This is a genomic window from Pseudoalteromonas sp. GW168-MNA-CIBAN-0100, assembly GCF_040309225.1.
Taxonomy (GTDB): domain Bacteria; phylum Pseudomonadota; class Gammaproteobacteria; order Enterobacterales; family Alteromonadaceae; genus Pseudoalteromonas; species Pseudoalteromonas arctica.
Genome location: NZ_JBEOOL010000013.1, coordinates 74977 through 89163, shown reverse-complemented (window position 1 = coordinate 89163; position 14187 = coordinate 74977). Strand labels below are relative to the sequence as shown.

Genomic DNA, 14187 nt, shown 5'->3' with positions numbered 1-14187 from the left:
CAGTCAAAATAGCCCCCCTTGAAAACCTAACCCTAAAGCAACATTTGAGTTCACTATAAGACCAATCATTTCAATTAACGGTACAATCTGTTTTTCTACATAAATTGCATAGTCATAGCTATGAAAGCCTTGATACAGTTCAACTCCAGCAGTTGTGTAAACGAATGTAACAAATTCCCCCCTATTGACCGTAAATTCGCTATTTTTTTTCTGGTGTTTTTTAACTGCTTGAACATGAGGGGGGATATTTTTTTTATAATCGATTAAGTTTTGACCTAATCTCTTTTTAAAAATGAGTAAATGATCAAAATCACCTTGGTATAACTTTGTTGTATAGTCTTTAACAAGGTCATTTATATTTAAATTTCCATCAAAAAGACTAGTAAATAGGTCGAACTGGAATTGTTGAGCAAGTTTAGTCCAATCACTTCTTACTGTTTCTAATCCTTTAAATACTAGTTTTGATTCGTTTGGTTTAATTAATTTACCGACATAGCGCTTTTTAGAGCCAACTAGCTTCCCCCTTATGGTTGGCAAAAAGAAAGGGCTATAAAGAGATTCAAATTCTATTTCTAAATGACTTGTTAAGTTGTGCGTTTGTTTAATCTCGTTAATCCAATCTGTAGTTATCTTTTTAGCTAAAAACACGCCAATTTCATTACACTCGTCGTGGGTTAAATCATCATCCAACTTAATAAATGTAGAATCGGTATCACCATAAATAACGCTATAACCAAGCTCTTCTATCCACCTTTTAGTTTGTAGCATTATTTCGTGCCCTCTTAACGTAATAGAGCTAGATAACCTAGGATCGTAAAACCTGCACCCTTTTGAGCCTAAAACACCATATAAGCTATTCATTATTATTTTAATTGCTTGAGAAAGCATTTGATCTTGATTGTCTTTGGCGAGCTGCCTTTGGGACGCTAAGCTTTTAACAAGTAAAGGTAAGTGATGCTTGTCTCGCGAGAATAGGGCTTCATTAAAACCCTGCACACTTTGGTTTGGATTTTTTAAACCTTCTATCAGTCCAAGTGGATCAATGTAGAAAGTTTGCATAATACTGGGGTACAAGCTTTTAAAATCTAAAACAATGACATTTTTATAAAGCCCAGGAATAGACTCCATTACATAACCGCCTGGGCTTTCAAATGTAAGTCCATGATCGCCCATATTAGGGGCAACATAACCGCTGCGATGCAGTAATGGTAAATACATATTAATAAAAGCAGCGACAGAGCCGCCCTTTTTTTCAAGCTCTAATCCTGTGAGCTTTGTTCTTATAATAGAAAAATCGAGTAGCTTTAATTTATCAAAAATTTTATTTACCAAAATACAATCTTGTCGATTATATTTTGCTAAAGAAAGCTTATCTTCATTAAATTGCCTAATAATTTCCTGCAGACTATTAGCCGTGTCTATTAATTTGGACTCACCCAACACTTGATTTGAAACATTAGCTAAAGAAAAGCTCTCAAAACTATATGTACCATTTTTTAAAGTGTCTATTCCATCAACCACACATCGCCCAGGGATCGATACTCGAGTAAAGTGTCCTTTACGAACATATAAAGGTTGATCTCCCCTACCCAGTAATAACTTAATGCCTAGTGCTTCCGCTCTTTCATGAATAACCGAAAAATCGAACTCAATTACATTCCAGCCAATTATGACATCAGGATCGCTAAGCTTAATAAAATGCTCGACCCCCCTTAACAGCTCAGCCTCATCTACACACCAAATAATATCGAACTCTAGGTTTTCAGCTTCTCTATCTGGCTCGCCAATCATTAAAACACAGTCTAAATTACAGCCCACAAGTCCAACAGAAAACAAAACGCCACTTTCGTTACATTCAATGTCTAACGAGAGTTTATTAAGAGCTGGGGAATACTCATCATTTGCTTTTAATTTTGCCTCTGTTACTAATGTATAACCATTTTGATAAAAAACATTACCCGTTATCCAAGCACCTCCTTTTATAAAGCGCTCCATTAGGTAGCGCTCTATTGGTCGAATATCTTCTTCAAATAATACAACTCCACGTTGCTTTAAAGCTTTAGCAGCAGAATAAAAATGTTTAAGTGATTTGAAGTAGCAGGCCGACATATCTTCTTGCTGAAAGTTTTTTAACCCAAGACTTTTAATATTAAAGATAAGTGACTCAGCTGCTAATATTTCATGCGCTATTTCAGCATCTTTACTTTTGATAAAAAACAGCGCATTTTCGTTAACTGATATAGTTTTTATAGGCCCTTTATCACTGCAAAACCACGCTTCGTAGCAGATGCCGTTAGCAGTATCATAAGCATGAGAAGAAACAATAAAACCGGCTGTTAAGTACATTATTACTAAACCTTATTCATATATATGTAAGTTTTTACTTAATTCAAAATGCTTTAAAGCCATACATTCAACCTAAATAAACACTCAGATACTTTATTTGCTAAATTAATCTCATCACTTCTTGTAGTTACACTCTTATAACTCTAAAATCCATAGCACTGTAATTATATACATACTTTAGGTAAATCATCCCATGCTTTCTGACTCACTAAAAAAAACAATTAGGCAAGTACACCAGCATGTGGCTAGCAACCTAAACGATTATCGCCCTCGTAGCAGTCAAAACTACCTTGTAGCCGAAATAGCAAAAACGCTTGCTGGCGAATACCATAAAAAGCAGCGCATTTGCGTAATTGAAGCAGGCACCGGTACCGGTAAGTCTCTTGCCTATTGTTTAGGCGCATTACCGCTTGCCTTAGCGCAAAAAAAGAAGCTAGTTATTTCTACCGCAACCGTTGCACTGCAAGAACAATTAATAGCAAAAGAACTCCCATTTTTTAAAAAGCATTCAGGCCTCGACTTTAAATTTGATTTAGTAAAAGGTCGCCATCGTTATATTTGTGCCCACAAATTACATAATGCTGTAAACGGCGATAGCCAAACACAAATGGACTTTATGCCAACGCTTACTTCACCATTGAGCGCAATGGAAACCAAGTGTTTGAATGAGCTATATAACGCCTATGTGAATAAAAAATGGCAAGGCGATAGAGACAGCTGGGCTGATACCGTACCCGATAGAGTGTGGAACTTAATAGCGTGCGATAAACATTCATGCCAACGCCAAATGAAGGCCCATCAAACGTGCCCGTTTCAGCTTGCTCGTAATCAATTAATGCAAATGGATGTACTGGTAATTAATCACTCTTTATTACTTGCCGATTTAGACTTAGGCGGTGGTAAAATTTTACCAGAGCCCGACAACACCATTTACGTAATTGATGAAGCGCATCATTTAGCACATATAACACGCGATTTTTCATCGGCCGCAGCAACAATTAAAGGCACGATAGAATGGCTTGATAAGCTCACCAAGTTTAGCGGGAAAATGGCGAAGGTTTTAGTGGGGCAAAGAGCTATTGGGCAAAACTTTAAACTTTGCGACAGCATTAATGACGCGAATAAAGATTTAAAAGTAGTGCGCGACATTCTTGATAATGCCGATTTTGAATACTCAAAAGACGATACTTATCGCTTTGAACACGGTGAAATTCCACAATCATTGCACAGTAAAGCAAAAGACATAAGCGAAGCCACGCAAGATGCGCTGCGCTGTTTAAACAAAATGCACGACACCCTTACCCAAGATGTAAGTGATGGCGACATAAAACCTTACGTTGCCGACCCAATACTAGGCGAAAGCGGTCAATACATAAACCGGTTAGAACAACTAAACAAACTATGGTTTAGTTACGCAAAAAAAGGCGAAGGTGCTCCTCATGCACGGTGGATAAAACGCCTTGAATACAAAAGCCATCACGACCACTTATTAAGCGACTGCCCTATCGAGGTCGGTTATTACTTAAAAGATAAATTGTGGCGAGAATGCGCGGGCGCTGTTTTGTGCTCTGCTACATTAAGTGCACTGGGCTCGTTCGATCACTTTGCTTACGAAACAGGACTTGCTAAAGAAGAAGGCGTTAAATTTATTAAAGTACCTTCTCCTTTTGATTACCCCAAACAAGCCACTTTACGTATTCCGGTATCTAAAGTAGAACCAACCGATAAAGACTTTAGTGATCACCTAGCTAAAACATTACCAGAGTACCTAGATGATAAAAAAGCGAACCTTGTACTATTCGCTTCTTACTGGCAAATGGACCACGTAACAAAGTTTCTTAGAACAAAAGGTTTTAACTTATTAGTACAAGGTGAGATGTCGCGAGAAGCGTTGCTTAAATTACACACCAAAAATGTAGACGAAGGCAAAGGCAGTATTTTATTTGGAACGCAGAGCCTTTCGGAAGGTCTTGATTTACCTGGTAAATATTTAGAGAACTTAATAATTACCAAAATTCCGTTTGCTGTACCTACTTCGCCAATAGAAGAAGCGCAAGCAGAATTTGTACAAAGCAAAGGCGGTAACCCATTTTTAACGATTACCGTACCAGACGCCGCAAAGAAATTGGTACAAAGCTGTGGTAGACTGCTGCGAAAAGAGAGTGATGAAGGCTGTATTACTATTCTCGATAGGCGCTTAGTTACTAAGCGATACGGTAAAGCCATGCTCGACACTCTACCACCTTTTAAAAGACAAATAGATTATTAATGTTTGAACTCGCACTCGATCCAACAACTTGGGCTGTTTTATGTGCTGTTGCACTTGCCGCAGGTTTTATAGACGCTATCGCCGGTGGCGGTGGTATGTTAACTGTGCCCGCTTTATTAACTGCAGGCTTACCTCCACATTTAACATTAGGCACCAATAAATTAGCGGCTAGCTTTGGCTCTTTAACGGCAAGCTATACCTATTATAAAAAGAACTTATTTAGTCCTAAGTTTTGGGCAGCCTCTATTATTGCTACCGCAATAGGTGCATTGATAGGTACTGTTATTGTTGATCATTTAAGTATCGATTTTTTAAACAAACTACTACCCATTATTATTATTTTAGTTGCTGGCTATAGCTTATTTGGTAATTTAAGTACTACCGAAGGCGATGAACTCCCTAAACTAAACAAAGCGATGAAAATAAAACAATGGCTACAGGGTTTAGCATTAGGCTTTTTTGATGGTTTAGCAGGCCCAGGTACGGGGACATTTTGGACCGCTTCTAATGGCATGCTTTATAAAATGAACTTGCTACTCAATTGTGGTTTAGCGCGTTCAATGAACTTTGTTTCTAATTTTATATCGCTCATCACCTTTGTAGCACTCGGACATGTAAACTTTTTACTTGGCATAACAATGGGCTTTTTTATTATGCTAGGCGCATGGTTTGGAGCACATTCAGCAATACGTTTTGGTAGTAAATTTATTCGCCCTGTATTTAATACTATGGTTATACTTTTAGCATTAAAACTAATTTACGAGGCTTACTTTTAATATGCATTCAATGGCTTTAGATAAACTACGTCAACAAGTTGCAACGCTAAAACAACAAGCTGAGCAATTTGATAAAGCTAAACTTTTTTCTAAAAATCGTTACATGCAAGCGCAACCTAGCTTGTTTGACCGCGCAGTTTTTAGTACAAAAAGCATGAACCTAGTCGATTACGTAATAGAAATAGAAGATGAAGTGTCACGATTACCGCCAAGTGAGCATCGCCATGCTTATACCTACGCGCTTGAACGTATAGGAGCTCAGGTACAAGCTGTATTCAACGTTATTAAATCAACGCCTATTTGGGTTAAAGAAAACAAAAGCCATTATAAACCACGCCCTAAGCAAACCGTTTATAAGCAAGCGGTACAAAAAATAATGCAATCATCGCACGAGCTTTACGACGAATTAAAACAAAACCATGAGTTTGAACGCCGTTTAGTGCTCATGATTGAAGAGCGTAAAATGCAAATGGATAAAGCATCGCCAGCTAAAGCACAAAAGCTTAACCTTGAAATATTAAGCACACATGCTCGATTAGGCCGCTGCAGAAAAGCAATTTCTGCCACCGAAGATAAAATTCAACAAGTAGAAAAGCAGCAGCTGCGTTAAGGCGCACTTTACTATGCAGCTTTATTATCATCCGCTATATTCTGCTTTAACGCTTCCTGAGCGCCATCGTTTTCCAATACAAAAATACCAAAAGCTTAAAGCAGAAATTGAAGGACTAGGCTTAACGCCCAATAATTTTACTTCACCTATAAAAGCAACGCCTGCTCAGCTTTCGCTGTGCCATAATCAAACTTATATAAATAACTTTTTAAACGGCACGCTTAGCAATAAAGCCATAAAAAAAATGGGTTTTCCTTATTCAAATGAATTGGTAGAGCGCACATTACTATCAGTTGGGGCAAGCATCCAAAGTAGTGAACACGCGCTAAAACATGGTTTTTCGGCTAATTTAAGTGGTGGCTATCATCATGCATACAGTGATTACGGTAGCGGTTTTTGTATTTTTAACGATCTAGCTATTGCAGCAGCACATTTAATAAATACAGAGCAAGCCGACACTGTTTTAATTTTTGATTGCGACGTACACCAAGGCGATGGCACAGCACAAATCACTCAAAACCATAACCAAATTATTACCTGCTCAATTCATTGTGAGCAAAATTTTCCTCTTAATAAACAAGAGTCCACTTACGATTTTGCATTGCCCGCTAAAACAGCCGACGATGAGTACCTTGCTACATTAAAGCAAGCACTCAATTTTTGCGTGCGCATACATAACCCTGATATTATTTTGTATAATGCAGGCGCTGATATTTACACTAAAGACGAGTTAGGCTTGTTTAATATATCGCTCAATGGCGTATATGAGCGCGACTTGTTTGTTCTCAACTTCTGTAAGCAACATCAAATCCCACTAATGTGCGCTTTAGGTGGCGGTTATCAGCGTAATTTGAGTTCACTAATTAATGTTCATAAACAACTATTTAAAGCCGCTATCGATTTATAGTAAGCCTTAGTATAGACTCAGTTAAACGGATTATTTTAAAGCGGTGGGAATATGCGATTACACGAAGACATACACAACTATTACGAAAAGATTGTAGTTGAAGAAATCATCAAACTTAAACTTGATGAAAAATATGATGAAGATGTAATGGCTGACTTTTGTTGTACGGTACTAAATCAGCTCCCGCCACGATATATTCGCTACGATGTAGATATGGCGTTTTATTTACCGCAATCAGAACGCATACATATGGAACAACGTGTGCAAACAGCAATAAATGTCGCCATTAGCCAAATATCAAAAAAGAAAGAGTTAAATGACAAGTCCACTTGATCAAGCCCCTACACATATTAAACTTGCAGTAGATTTAATTATGATACTAGAGCAACACGATGTTGCTCCAGAAGAGGTCTTAAAAGCACTCGATATTGTTAAAAGCGACTTTGAAAAAAAGCTAGAAAAGCCATAACTCTATTCTATTATTTGTATGTCGTGCTCGGTAACGCTACCTTCGTGCTTAGTGCAATCAATTTTAACTTCACCAAATGTACGCCTAGGCGAAGTTGAACGACGACAGGTCATATTTTGTGCTTTAACGCCAAATTGCGTTATATACAACGCAACTGTTTCGTCTATTTGTTGTTTTTGCTGCGTAGTCGCTGCACTGTAAAATACATCGTATTGCGCAGACCAATTTTCAACCCCCGCTTCTTTTGCAACGCCTAGCCAGCCCATCCCTAGTTTAGTAGATTGCTCCAAGTATTGGCCTTTCAAAAACATAAACGCCAACGTGTATTGTGCGCTTTTATAGCCTAGCCCAGCAGGCTCTTTTAAATAATTGAAAGCGGCCTCAAACTGTCCTTTTCGATACGCTTTAATACCATTGTATTCATTCTTTTTCATGGTGGTATCACTGTAAAGGTTGATTGAGCTTGAATTACATCCACCCAAAAAAGTGATAAATACCATAGAAACTACTGAGAACGTTTTCATTCTTATCCTTAATTTATTATTTTTATATGCCAGTTCCGAATATGGCTTACACTTTTTATAAACCCTGTTATTCTAAAAACCAATCAGCTTAATTAAAATACTATCATGAGCTTAGCAAGTTTACTGCGATTATTTTTTCTGGCCGCTATATGGGGCGCTTCTTTTTTATTTATGCGAATGGCAGCTAACAGCTTGGGGCCTGCGGTATTAATTGAGTTTAGAGTAGGCTTTGCTGCAGTTACTTTATTTATTGTTGCTTTGTATTTAAAACGCCGCTTAGCGTTTGTCCAACATAAAAAACACTTTTTTATTATAGGCGCGTTTAATTCTGCCCTTCCGTTTTTATTTTTTGCTTACGCAGCCCAAACTATTAGCGCATCCACACTCTCAATTTTAAATTCGACAACACCAATATGGGGTGTTGTCGTTGGAATTTTATGGACGAAAACAAAGCCCAATAAAAGTATGGTGCTTGGTTTACTACTTGGCTTAATAGGCGTTGCAATACTCGTTGGGCAAAATCATTTTGTATTAAATAGCCAATCAATAATGGCTATAATAGCAGCATTGAGTGCTTCACTTTGCTATGCCATTGCATCGCATTACACTAAAAACGCGCCTAAACTGGCCCCATTTGATAACGCCCATGGCTCAATGTGGGCTTCGAGCTTTATGGTATTACCGCTTATCTTATTTATGCCAATACGAGAAATACCAAGCACCAACATTATGCTAGGTGTATTAGTACTGGGCGTAGTATGTACCGCCCTTGCTTATATTTTTTTTTAAATTAATCGACGATATTGGCCCAACCTCAGCGTTAACAGTCACGTTTTTAATTCCATTATTTGGCATATTTTGGGGGCATTTATTTTTAGATGAGCAAATAGGGCCAAATACATTACTAGGCGCACTATTTGTAATTGTAGGCACTATGCTGGTTACTGGTTTCTTACCACGAAAAAAGCACTTAGCTAAAACAAGCTAAGTACTTATATCAAGCGCTTTTACCAAACGCTTACTTTTGCGCCTTTTTGCTTAAGTTTTCAATTAAGTCTTGGGCGCTAAAACTGTTGTCGCTTGGTTTTATACCTTTGCCCATTTTAATATCAATCAGGGTGTGCACTTCTTTGCGTTTATCATTATTGCTCACTTGTAAGCCTACGCTGCTTGTTGGGCGTGCGCGTGTTTCGCAGGTTAATAAACCACAGTTTCGCTCATATTGCTGGCTGTGTGACGCACTAATAGATGACGCGGGAGCTTGCGATTTAGACTCAACAAAGGTTTCTTTGTTAGTTACAACAAACCAGTCGTAGCCTTGTGCTTGTGTAAGCTCAGCCGCGCGTAATAATGCATAGTCACCGGCATCGGCTACGTTGTTTGACACACTTTTAAACTCTACTCGGTATTGATCGTCGCTAATTTTTTGCTCGCTATAACCTTGCGATCCATTATTCGCGGCGCGGTAATCCGGTTTAGATGCACAGCCCGCCATAAGTAAAATACTGATAATTAAAATAGATGTTTTCATAGTTCACCTCGTTTTATACACATTATTATTTGTTTAACTGCCACTTTGCGCTAATTGCTTGCTGCTCTTGCGCTCTATCTAGTGGTGCGCCGCTGATCATGCTATCTATAACAGCATCTAACTCACTATTATTAGACGCCGTTTGATATTGCGCGCCATTATCACTTTGCTGCGCGGCTGTTTGCGCTTTAATTTGCCAACCGCTTTGCGTTTTACAAGCAATGCTTGTTTGCGTTGTATTGTTTGAGCTTAGTGCATACTGCCTACAAAGCTCACCTTGCTGATTTTTAAAACTAAGCTGCGCGCTAAATACTGAGCCATCACTTTGCTTATACTCACCACTACTTAGCTGCGTATTAAGGGCGGAGGCTGTATTACTGGCTACTAAATTTTGCGACTCATTGGGTTGTAAATAGCTAGTCATTGCAATACCAAATACCACAGCAATGCTTGCTGCTATTGCTAAACTTTTATTAGCCGATTGCTTAACCTTTTGCCAAGGCGTTAACGTTACTACATTACTGTTTAACGTGTTTTTTTTCGTTGCTATATCAAGCTTTGCAACCGTTTTAGCTAATGAGTCACTAAGGGGTGCGTCGTCAATACTTGTTGCGTGCTCTTTTACTAACATGTCTACTTCGCTAAATTCTGCAAGTCGCATTACTAGCGCATCATCGGTTTCAAGGGCTTTACGCAATTGCTCCATTTCGTGCTCACTTAGCTCTGAGTCTAAAAAGGCGCTAAGTGTTTCGTCGTTAATGTTCATACTTGCTCCTTTTTAAAGTCGGGTTTTATTAAGTTATAAAGCGTGCTGCGTGCGCGCGATAATTTACTCATTACACTGCCTATAGGTATATCTAGCGTATGTGCTACTTCTTTATAGGCCATGCCCTGCACTGCCACCAGCGATACTATGGCGCGTTGCTCTTCGGGTAATTGCCCAAGTGCTGTATTTACATTTTTAAGCATTTGTTTATTTTCGAGTGTTTGGTGCTCATTGCTTGTAATTGGCTCTGGTAAAATATCGGCCTGAGCCGTATTTTGCCTTACCTTGCGTGAGCGGTATTCGTCTATCCACACATTACGGCAAATTTTAAATGCCCATTTAGCAGGCTCAACGTCATCCGGAATGCCTTTTACTAATAGTTTTTCAATTGTTATTTGCACTACATCGTCTGCATCTGCTTTACTACCCGTTAGCGAATAGGCAAAACGCCTAAGCATGGGCAATAAGGTTTTTAGAGTTTCGTTCATTGATTTTTACCCCTTTTATAAAGAAGACGATTCAAAAAAACATTTATTCCCAAATAATCAAAATAATTTAAATAATGAAATATTTCTATGTGTTAAACGTTAACTAACCAGCATGATAAATTTAATAGAAGTAACCCACTATGAATATTAAAAACACACGCGTTAAACACATAATAGCCGCTTCGCTTTGCATATTTAGCGCAACGAGTTCAGCCAACATAGTAAGAGTCGATCAGGTGCTTGGGCAGCTAAGCCCAATAGAGCAGCGTATTGAGCAAACTATAGAGCGAGCACAACGCCTGCCGCTCCCAGTGCCTGTACCACAAATATCGATTGATGAACTAAAAGCACAAATAAGTGAGCCAATTAGCAGCTTACCTAATGTGCTTAACATTAATATAAATAGCCAAAACACTGCATTTGTTGAAGTAGAGCTTGAAAACGGCTTTAGAGCAATAGAGCGCCAATGGTTATTAATGGCAAATAGCCAACAACTTAATACCCTAAAGCAGCAAAATGTAACCATTGTATCGGTAAAAAATTACAACGCACTTAACATGAGCTTAGTGCGCTTTAACGTACCCCAAGGTGTTAATTCTAAAAGTGAGTTATTAAAAGCGCTTAACTTAGATGAGTCTGCAATACTTGACCGAAACCACATTTACCAAGCGCAAACAGGCGAACCTACCGCAAAAGTAACACCAAATAAGTCTATTGCCCCCTACTGCACACAAAGTGTAAAAATTGGCATGATCGACAGCGCCATTAATACCAAACACAGTGCTTTTAAAGGCGCAAATATCACCACGCAAAGCTTTTTACCTAAAGGGTTAAGCTCGCCAAATTTACACGGCACCGCCATAGCGGGGTTAATTACAGGTAAAGGAGCATCGCTCAGCCCGCTTTTAAGCAGTGCCAAGCTTTACAGTGCCGAGGTGTTTTATAGGCAATCTGAATATGCGCAAGGAGCTACTTTATTTGCCATAGTAGAAGCACTTAACTGGCTAGTAAGTAATAAAATACCCGTAATAAATATGAGCCTAACAGGGCCAAATAACGCAATTTTAGAAGCAAGTATTACTGCAGCAATAAAACAAAACGTATTAATTGTAGCTGCTGCGGGTAATCAAGGTCCGGCGTCGCAGCCGTTATACCCAGGTGCATATAAAAGCGTGATAGCGGTAAGTGCTATTGATTCAAAAAACCACATTTATAGATGGTCAAATAAAGGCGATTACATAGACTTTACAGCCCTTGGTGTAAATGTTGTTACAAGCCAAAGTAATGGAAAATTTGGGAGGGAGTCGGGTACGTCAATGGCGGCGCCGCATGTAAGCGCGGCATTAAGTTGTTTATTGTTAAAGCATGGTAATAATAAAACTAAAGCACTTAACGAGCTTACTTCGCTGGCCGTCGATTTAGGCGAGCAAGGCAAAGACGCCACCTTTGGTTATGGCGCCATTTACCCACCTAAAAGTGCACTTTAACTGACGCCGATAAAACCGACTGAGTATAGGTATTGCTACTAAGCTTTGATTGGTAATCGCCATATTCAGCCTCGGCTATTAGTGTTACGTGCTCAAACACAGCTAGGTTATAAAACGCATTGACTACATTTCGGTGCTCATCTCGCGACGGTATTTGCTCAAAAAATCATCCGTTGTTTGCTCATCATAATCTTTATTTTGATAACGCCAGCCAGCCCCTACTTTGTTAGCCACATTAAAGGCCGTAAATTTGTGCGTAACTTTAGTAGTAAAGCCGTAACCGTTAAAGTCGTATTGGTTGTCGTCGGCGTTTTCTTTATCGGCACTTAGCGCTGCCATTAGCATGGTTTGGCCATTATTTATAAAATGATAAAGCGCTACATCGGCACCTACACCATCGGCATTACGTGCTTTTGCAGTAGCAAAACGTTTAGCTTTGGTTTTTATGCTCATACGCAAATACGTATGTGGGTTTAAAAAGTGGCCATAGTAAGCACTAGCTTGATTAAAATGTAAAAATGGTTCGCCATCTACATTTGCTTTTGCGCCATCGTAACGAACTCCTACCTCATGGCTATTAAAGCTGTAGCTGCCATCTAAACCATATTGATGAAGGTCTAAATCGTATTGATCAAATTCATCGTAGTCTTGTTGTTCAAACCGGTAGCTTGAAGTTAATTTAGTGCCTTTGGTTAATTGCCATTTTGCATTAACACCGGCTGCGGTTTTTATGCCGCTGTCGCTTTGCGACGAAATATCGTCAAGCTCCTGAACAGAGAGCGCCGAGTTACTTAATACCCCAACTTCTGCATCTGCATTGACTTCAAAGCTACTTTTAAACGGTTTATTTTGCTCAGCTGTTTTAACGTGGTTGGTTTGTGCAAGCACCGCTTGGGCACTAAAAACACACAATGTGGCGGTTATAACTGCTTTCATATTTATTCTCCAACAGGCCGAATAGGTTTCCCTATTCGGCATTTGTGCAAACACGCTTAGGGCGTATTAAAGACCTAGGTCTAAATCGTTAGTAATGTTGGTAACTACTTCACTTGCAGTGCTAAGTGCTACATCGTTACTAATTTGATCAGTGACCGCTGCACTCACCTGCCCGCTAACACTTTGCTGTACCGTGCTTTGTAAACTGCTAACCGTACTATCTTGCACGCTGGCAATTAAAGATTGCTGAACACTGCTTACAACTTCATTACTGGTATTAATTGCATCACCTACTTGCAGTGCAGAGCTCACTGAATTTTCAGCCGTATTAGTAATTGCTAATTGGTTTGTAAGCTCACCCGCATTAAGCGCATTTGTTGCATCAGCTTGTGTTACTGAATCTGTAGAGCTACTCACATTTGAAAGTAAAGAGGCATTTGTTGGTGTATCGGTAGTATCTGGCTGAGCGGCTTGATCAGAGGTAAGTCCAAGTAATGACGATTGGCTCACTGCAGTCGTTAAATTACCCGCCGATGAGGTTAACTGCGCGGTTACATCAAGTGCTGTATTGACTGTGGTATTGCCTGTGGCATTTAAAGACGATGCCGATGCGTTCAATGCGTTATTTAAAGATGAGCTGCCAGAGGCCACTAATGAATTTGCAGGCTCTGCGGCCTCGCTGCTTTCTTGCGCTGGGGTTTGTGTATTATTTGCCGTTGAATCTGTATTTTGCGAGTCATCAGCCGTTACTTGTGTATTGCTAGATGCGTTTGTATCATTGCTACCACTGGCTGTTAAACCGTTTTGTGAAAGCGCAATAGATGTAGATGTTTGTTGCTGCGCCGACGTTGACTGAGATATTTCAATATCAGCGGCGTGCACTGCACCTGTAAAAGTACACACACCGCTTAACATCATTACGCTTACAATTTTATTTAATTTAGTCATTGTTTTGTCCTCTAGTTTGTCGGATTGACATAAAGAAGACGATTTACAAAAACACTTTATTCCAAAATAAATTAAAAAATTACAATAAAATCACTTATTAACTAAATTTCAAATACTTAAAGGTAAGCCA

At 39.1% G+C, this 14187-nt stretch carries 14 protein-coding genes and 1 pseudogene; 8 read left to right on the top strand and 7 right to left on the bottom strand.

Going from position 1 to position 14187, the window contains the following annotated elements:
- Positions 1–3 precede the first annotated feature (3 nt).
- On the bottom strand, positions 4–2346 hold the full coding sequence (locus tag AAEY62_RS10050) for a DNA polymerase II (protein WP_024590776.1): 2343 nt from the start codon (positions 2344–2346) through the stop codon (positions 4–6).
- A 193-nt stretch (positions 2347–2539) separates the two neighbouring features.
- On the opposite strand from AAEY62_RS10050, the gene dinG reads away from it, so the two are divergent.
- Genes dinG through AAEY62_RS10020 form a run of 6 tightly spaced genes read left to right on the top strand, consistent with a single transcriptional unit; the run spans position 2540 to position 7377 of the window.
- Complete coding sequence (gene dinG, locus AAEY62_RS10045; RefSeq protein WP_350634896.1) at positions 2540–4615, top strand: ATP-dependent DNA helicase DinG; 2076 nt, start codon at positions 2540–2542, stop codon at positions 4613–4615.
- Positions 4615–5391, top strand: a complete 777-nt coding sequence (locus tag AAEY62_RS10040; RefSeq protein WP_002958254.1) for a sulfite exporter TauE/SafE family protein — start codon at positions 4615–4617, stop codon at positions 5389–5391. The genes dinG and AAEY62_RS10040 overlap by 1 nt, the downstream gene beginning before the upstream one ends.
- A 1-nt stretch (position 5392) precedes the next feature.
- Positions 5393–6001 carry a primosomal replication protein gene (locus AAEY62_RS10035; protein ID WP_007584039.1) on the top strand — a complete coding sequence of 203 codons (609 nt, stop codon included), beginning with the start codon at positions 5393–5395 and terminating at the stop codon, positions 5999–6001.
- A gap of 13 nt (positions 6002–6014) precedes the next feature.
- A complete protein-coding gene (locus AAEY62_RS10030; RefSeq protein ID WP_350634895.1) occupies positions 6015–6908 on the top strand; it encodes a histone deacetylase family protein in 894 nt (297 codons plus the stop codon).
- 51 nt (positions 6909–6959) lie between these two features.
- On the top strand, positions 6960–7241 hold the full coding sequence (locus AAEY62_RS10025; RefSeq protein WP_007584043.1) for a late competence development ComFB family protein: 282 nt from the start codon (positions 6960–6962) through the stop codon (positions 7239–7241).
- A complete protein-coding gene (locus AAEY62_RS10020; protein WP_007584045.1) occupies positions 7225–7377 on the top strand; it encodes a DUF2496 domain-containing protein in 153 nt (50 codons plus the stop codon). Before AAEY62_RS10025 ends, AAEY62_RS10020 begins: the two co-directional genes overlap by 17 nt.
- A 2-nt stretch (positions 7378–7379) precedes the next feature.
- Here AAEY62_RS10020 and AAEY62_RS10015 read toward each other — a convergent pair whose 3' ends face one another.
- Positions 7380–7901 carry an SEL1-like repeat protein gene (locus tag AAEY62_RS10015; protein WP_007584047.1) on the bottom strand — a complete coding sequence of 174 codons (522 nt, stop codon included), beginning with the start codon at positions 7899–7901 and terminating at the stop codon, positions 7380–7382.
- 105 nt (positions 7902–8006) lie between these two features.
- Here AAEY62_RS10015 and AAEY62_RS10010 point away from each other — a divergent pair.
- Positions 8007–8889: pseudogene (locus tag AAEY62_RS10010) on the top strand (DMT family transporter).
- Positions 8890–8919: 30 nt separating this feature from the next.
- Here AAEY62_RS10010 and AAEY62_RS10005 read toward each other — a convergent pair.
- The 3 genes from AAEY62_RS10005 to AAEY62_RS09995 are packed head-to-tail and all read right to left on the bottom strand — an operon-like array spanning position 8920 to position 10686.
- Positions 8920–9432 (bottom strand): CC0125/CC1285 family lipoprotein, encoded by a 513-nt coding sequence (locus AAEY62_RS10005; protein WP_350634894.1) that lies wholly within the window; start codon positions 9430–9432, stop codon positions 8920–8922.
- Between the two features lie 25 nt (positions 9433–9457).
- Positions 9458–10198, bottom strand: coding sequence for an anti-sigma factor family protein (locus tag AAEY62_RS10000; RefSeq protein WP_350634893.1), 741 nt, complete (start codon positions 10196–10198; stop codon positions 9458–9460).
- Positions 10195–10686, bottom strand: a complete 492-nt coding sequence (locus AAEY62_RS09995) for an RNA polymerase sigma factor (protein WP_006793586.1) — start codon at positions 10684–10686, stop codon at positions 10195–10197. The genes AAEY62_RS10000 and AAEY62_RS09995 overlap by 4 nt, the downstream gene beginning before the upstream one ends.
- A gap of 140 nt (positions 10687–10826) precedes the next feature.
- On the opposite strand from AAEY62_RS09995, the gene AAEY62_RS09990 reads away from it, so the two are divergent.
- A complete protein-coding gene (locus AAEY62_RS09990) occupies positions 10827–12173 on the top strand; it encodes a S8 family serine peptidase (protein ID WP_350634892.1) in 1347 nt (448 codons plus the stop codon).
- Between the two features lie 123 nt (positions 12174–12296).
- Here the strand turns inward: AAEY62_RS09990 and AAEY62_RS09985 are convergent, their stop codons facing one another.
- Both AAEY62_RS09985 and AAEY62_RS09980 read right to left on the bottom strand, forming a co-directional pair.
- The gene (locus AAEY62_RS09985) at positions 12297–13109 is read right to left on the bottom strand and encodes a hypothetical protein (RefSeq protein WP_350634891.1); all 813 of its coding nucleotides are present in this window, start codon (positions 13107–13109) and stop codon (positions 12297–12299) included.
- A gap of 66 nt (positions 13110–13175) precedes the next feature.
- Positions 13176–14057: a hypothetical protein gene (locus tag AAEY62_RS09980; protein WP_350634890.1), complete on the bottom strand. Its 882-nt coding sequence runs from the start codon at positions 14055–14057 to the stop codon at positions 13176–13178.
- Between the last annotated feature and the right edge of the window lie 130 nt (positions 14058–14187).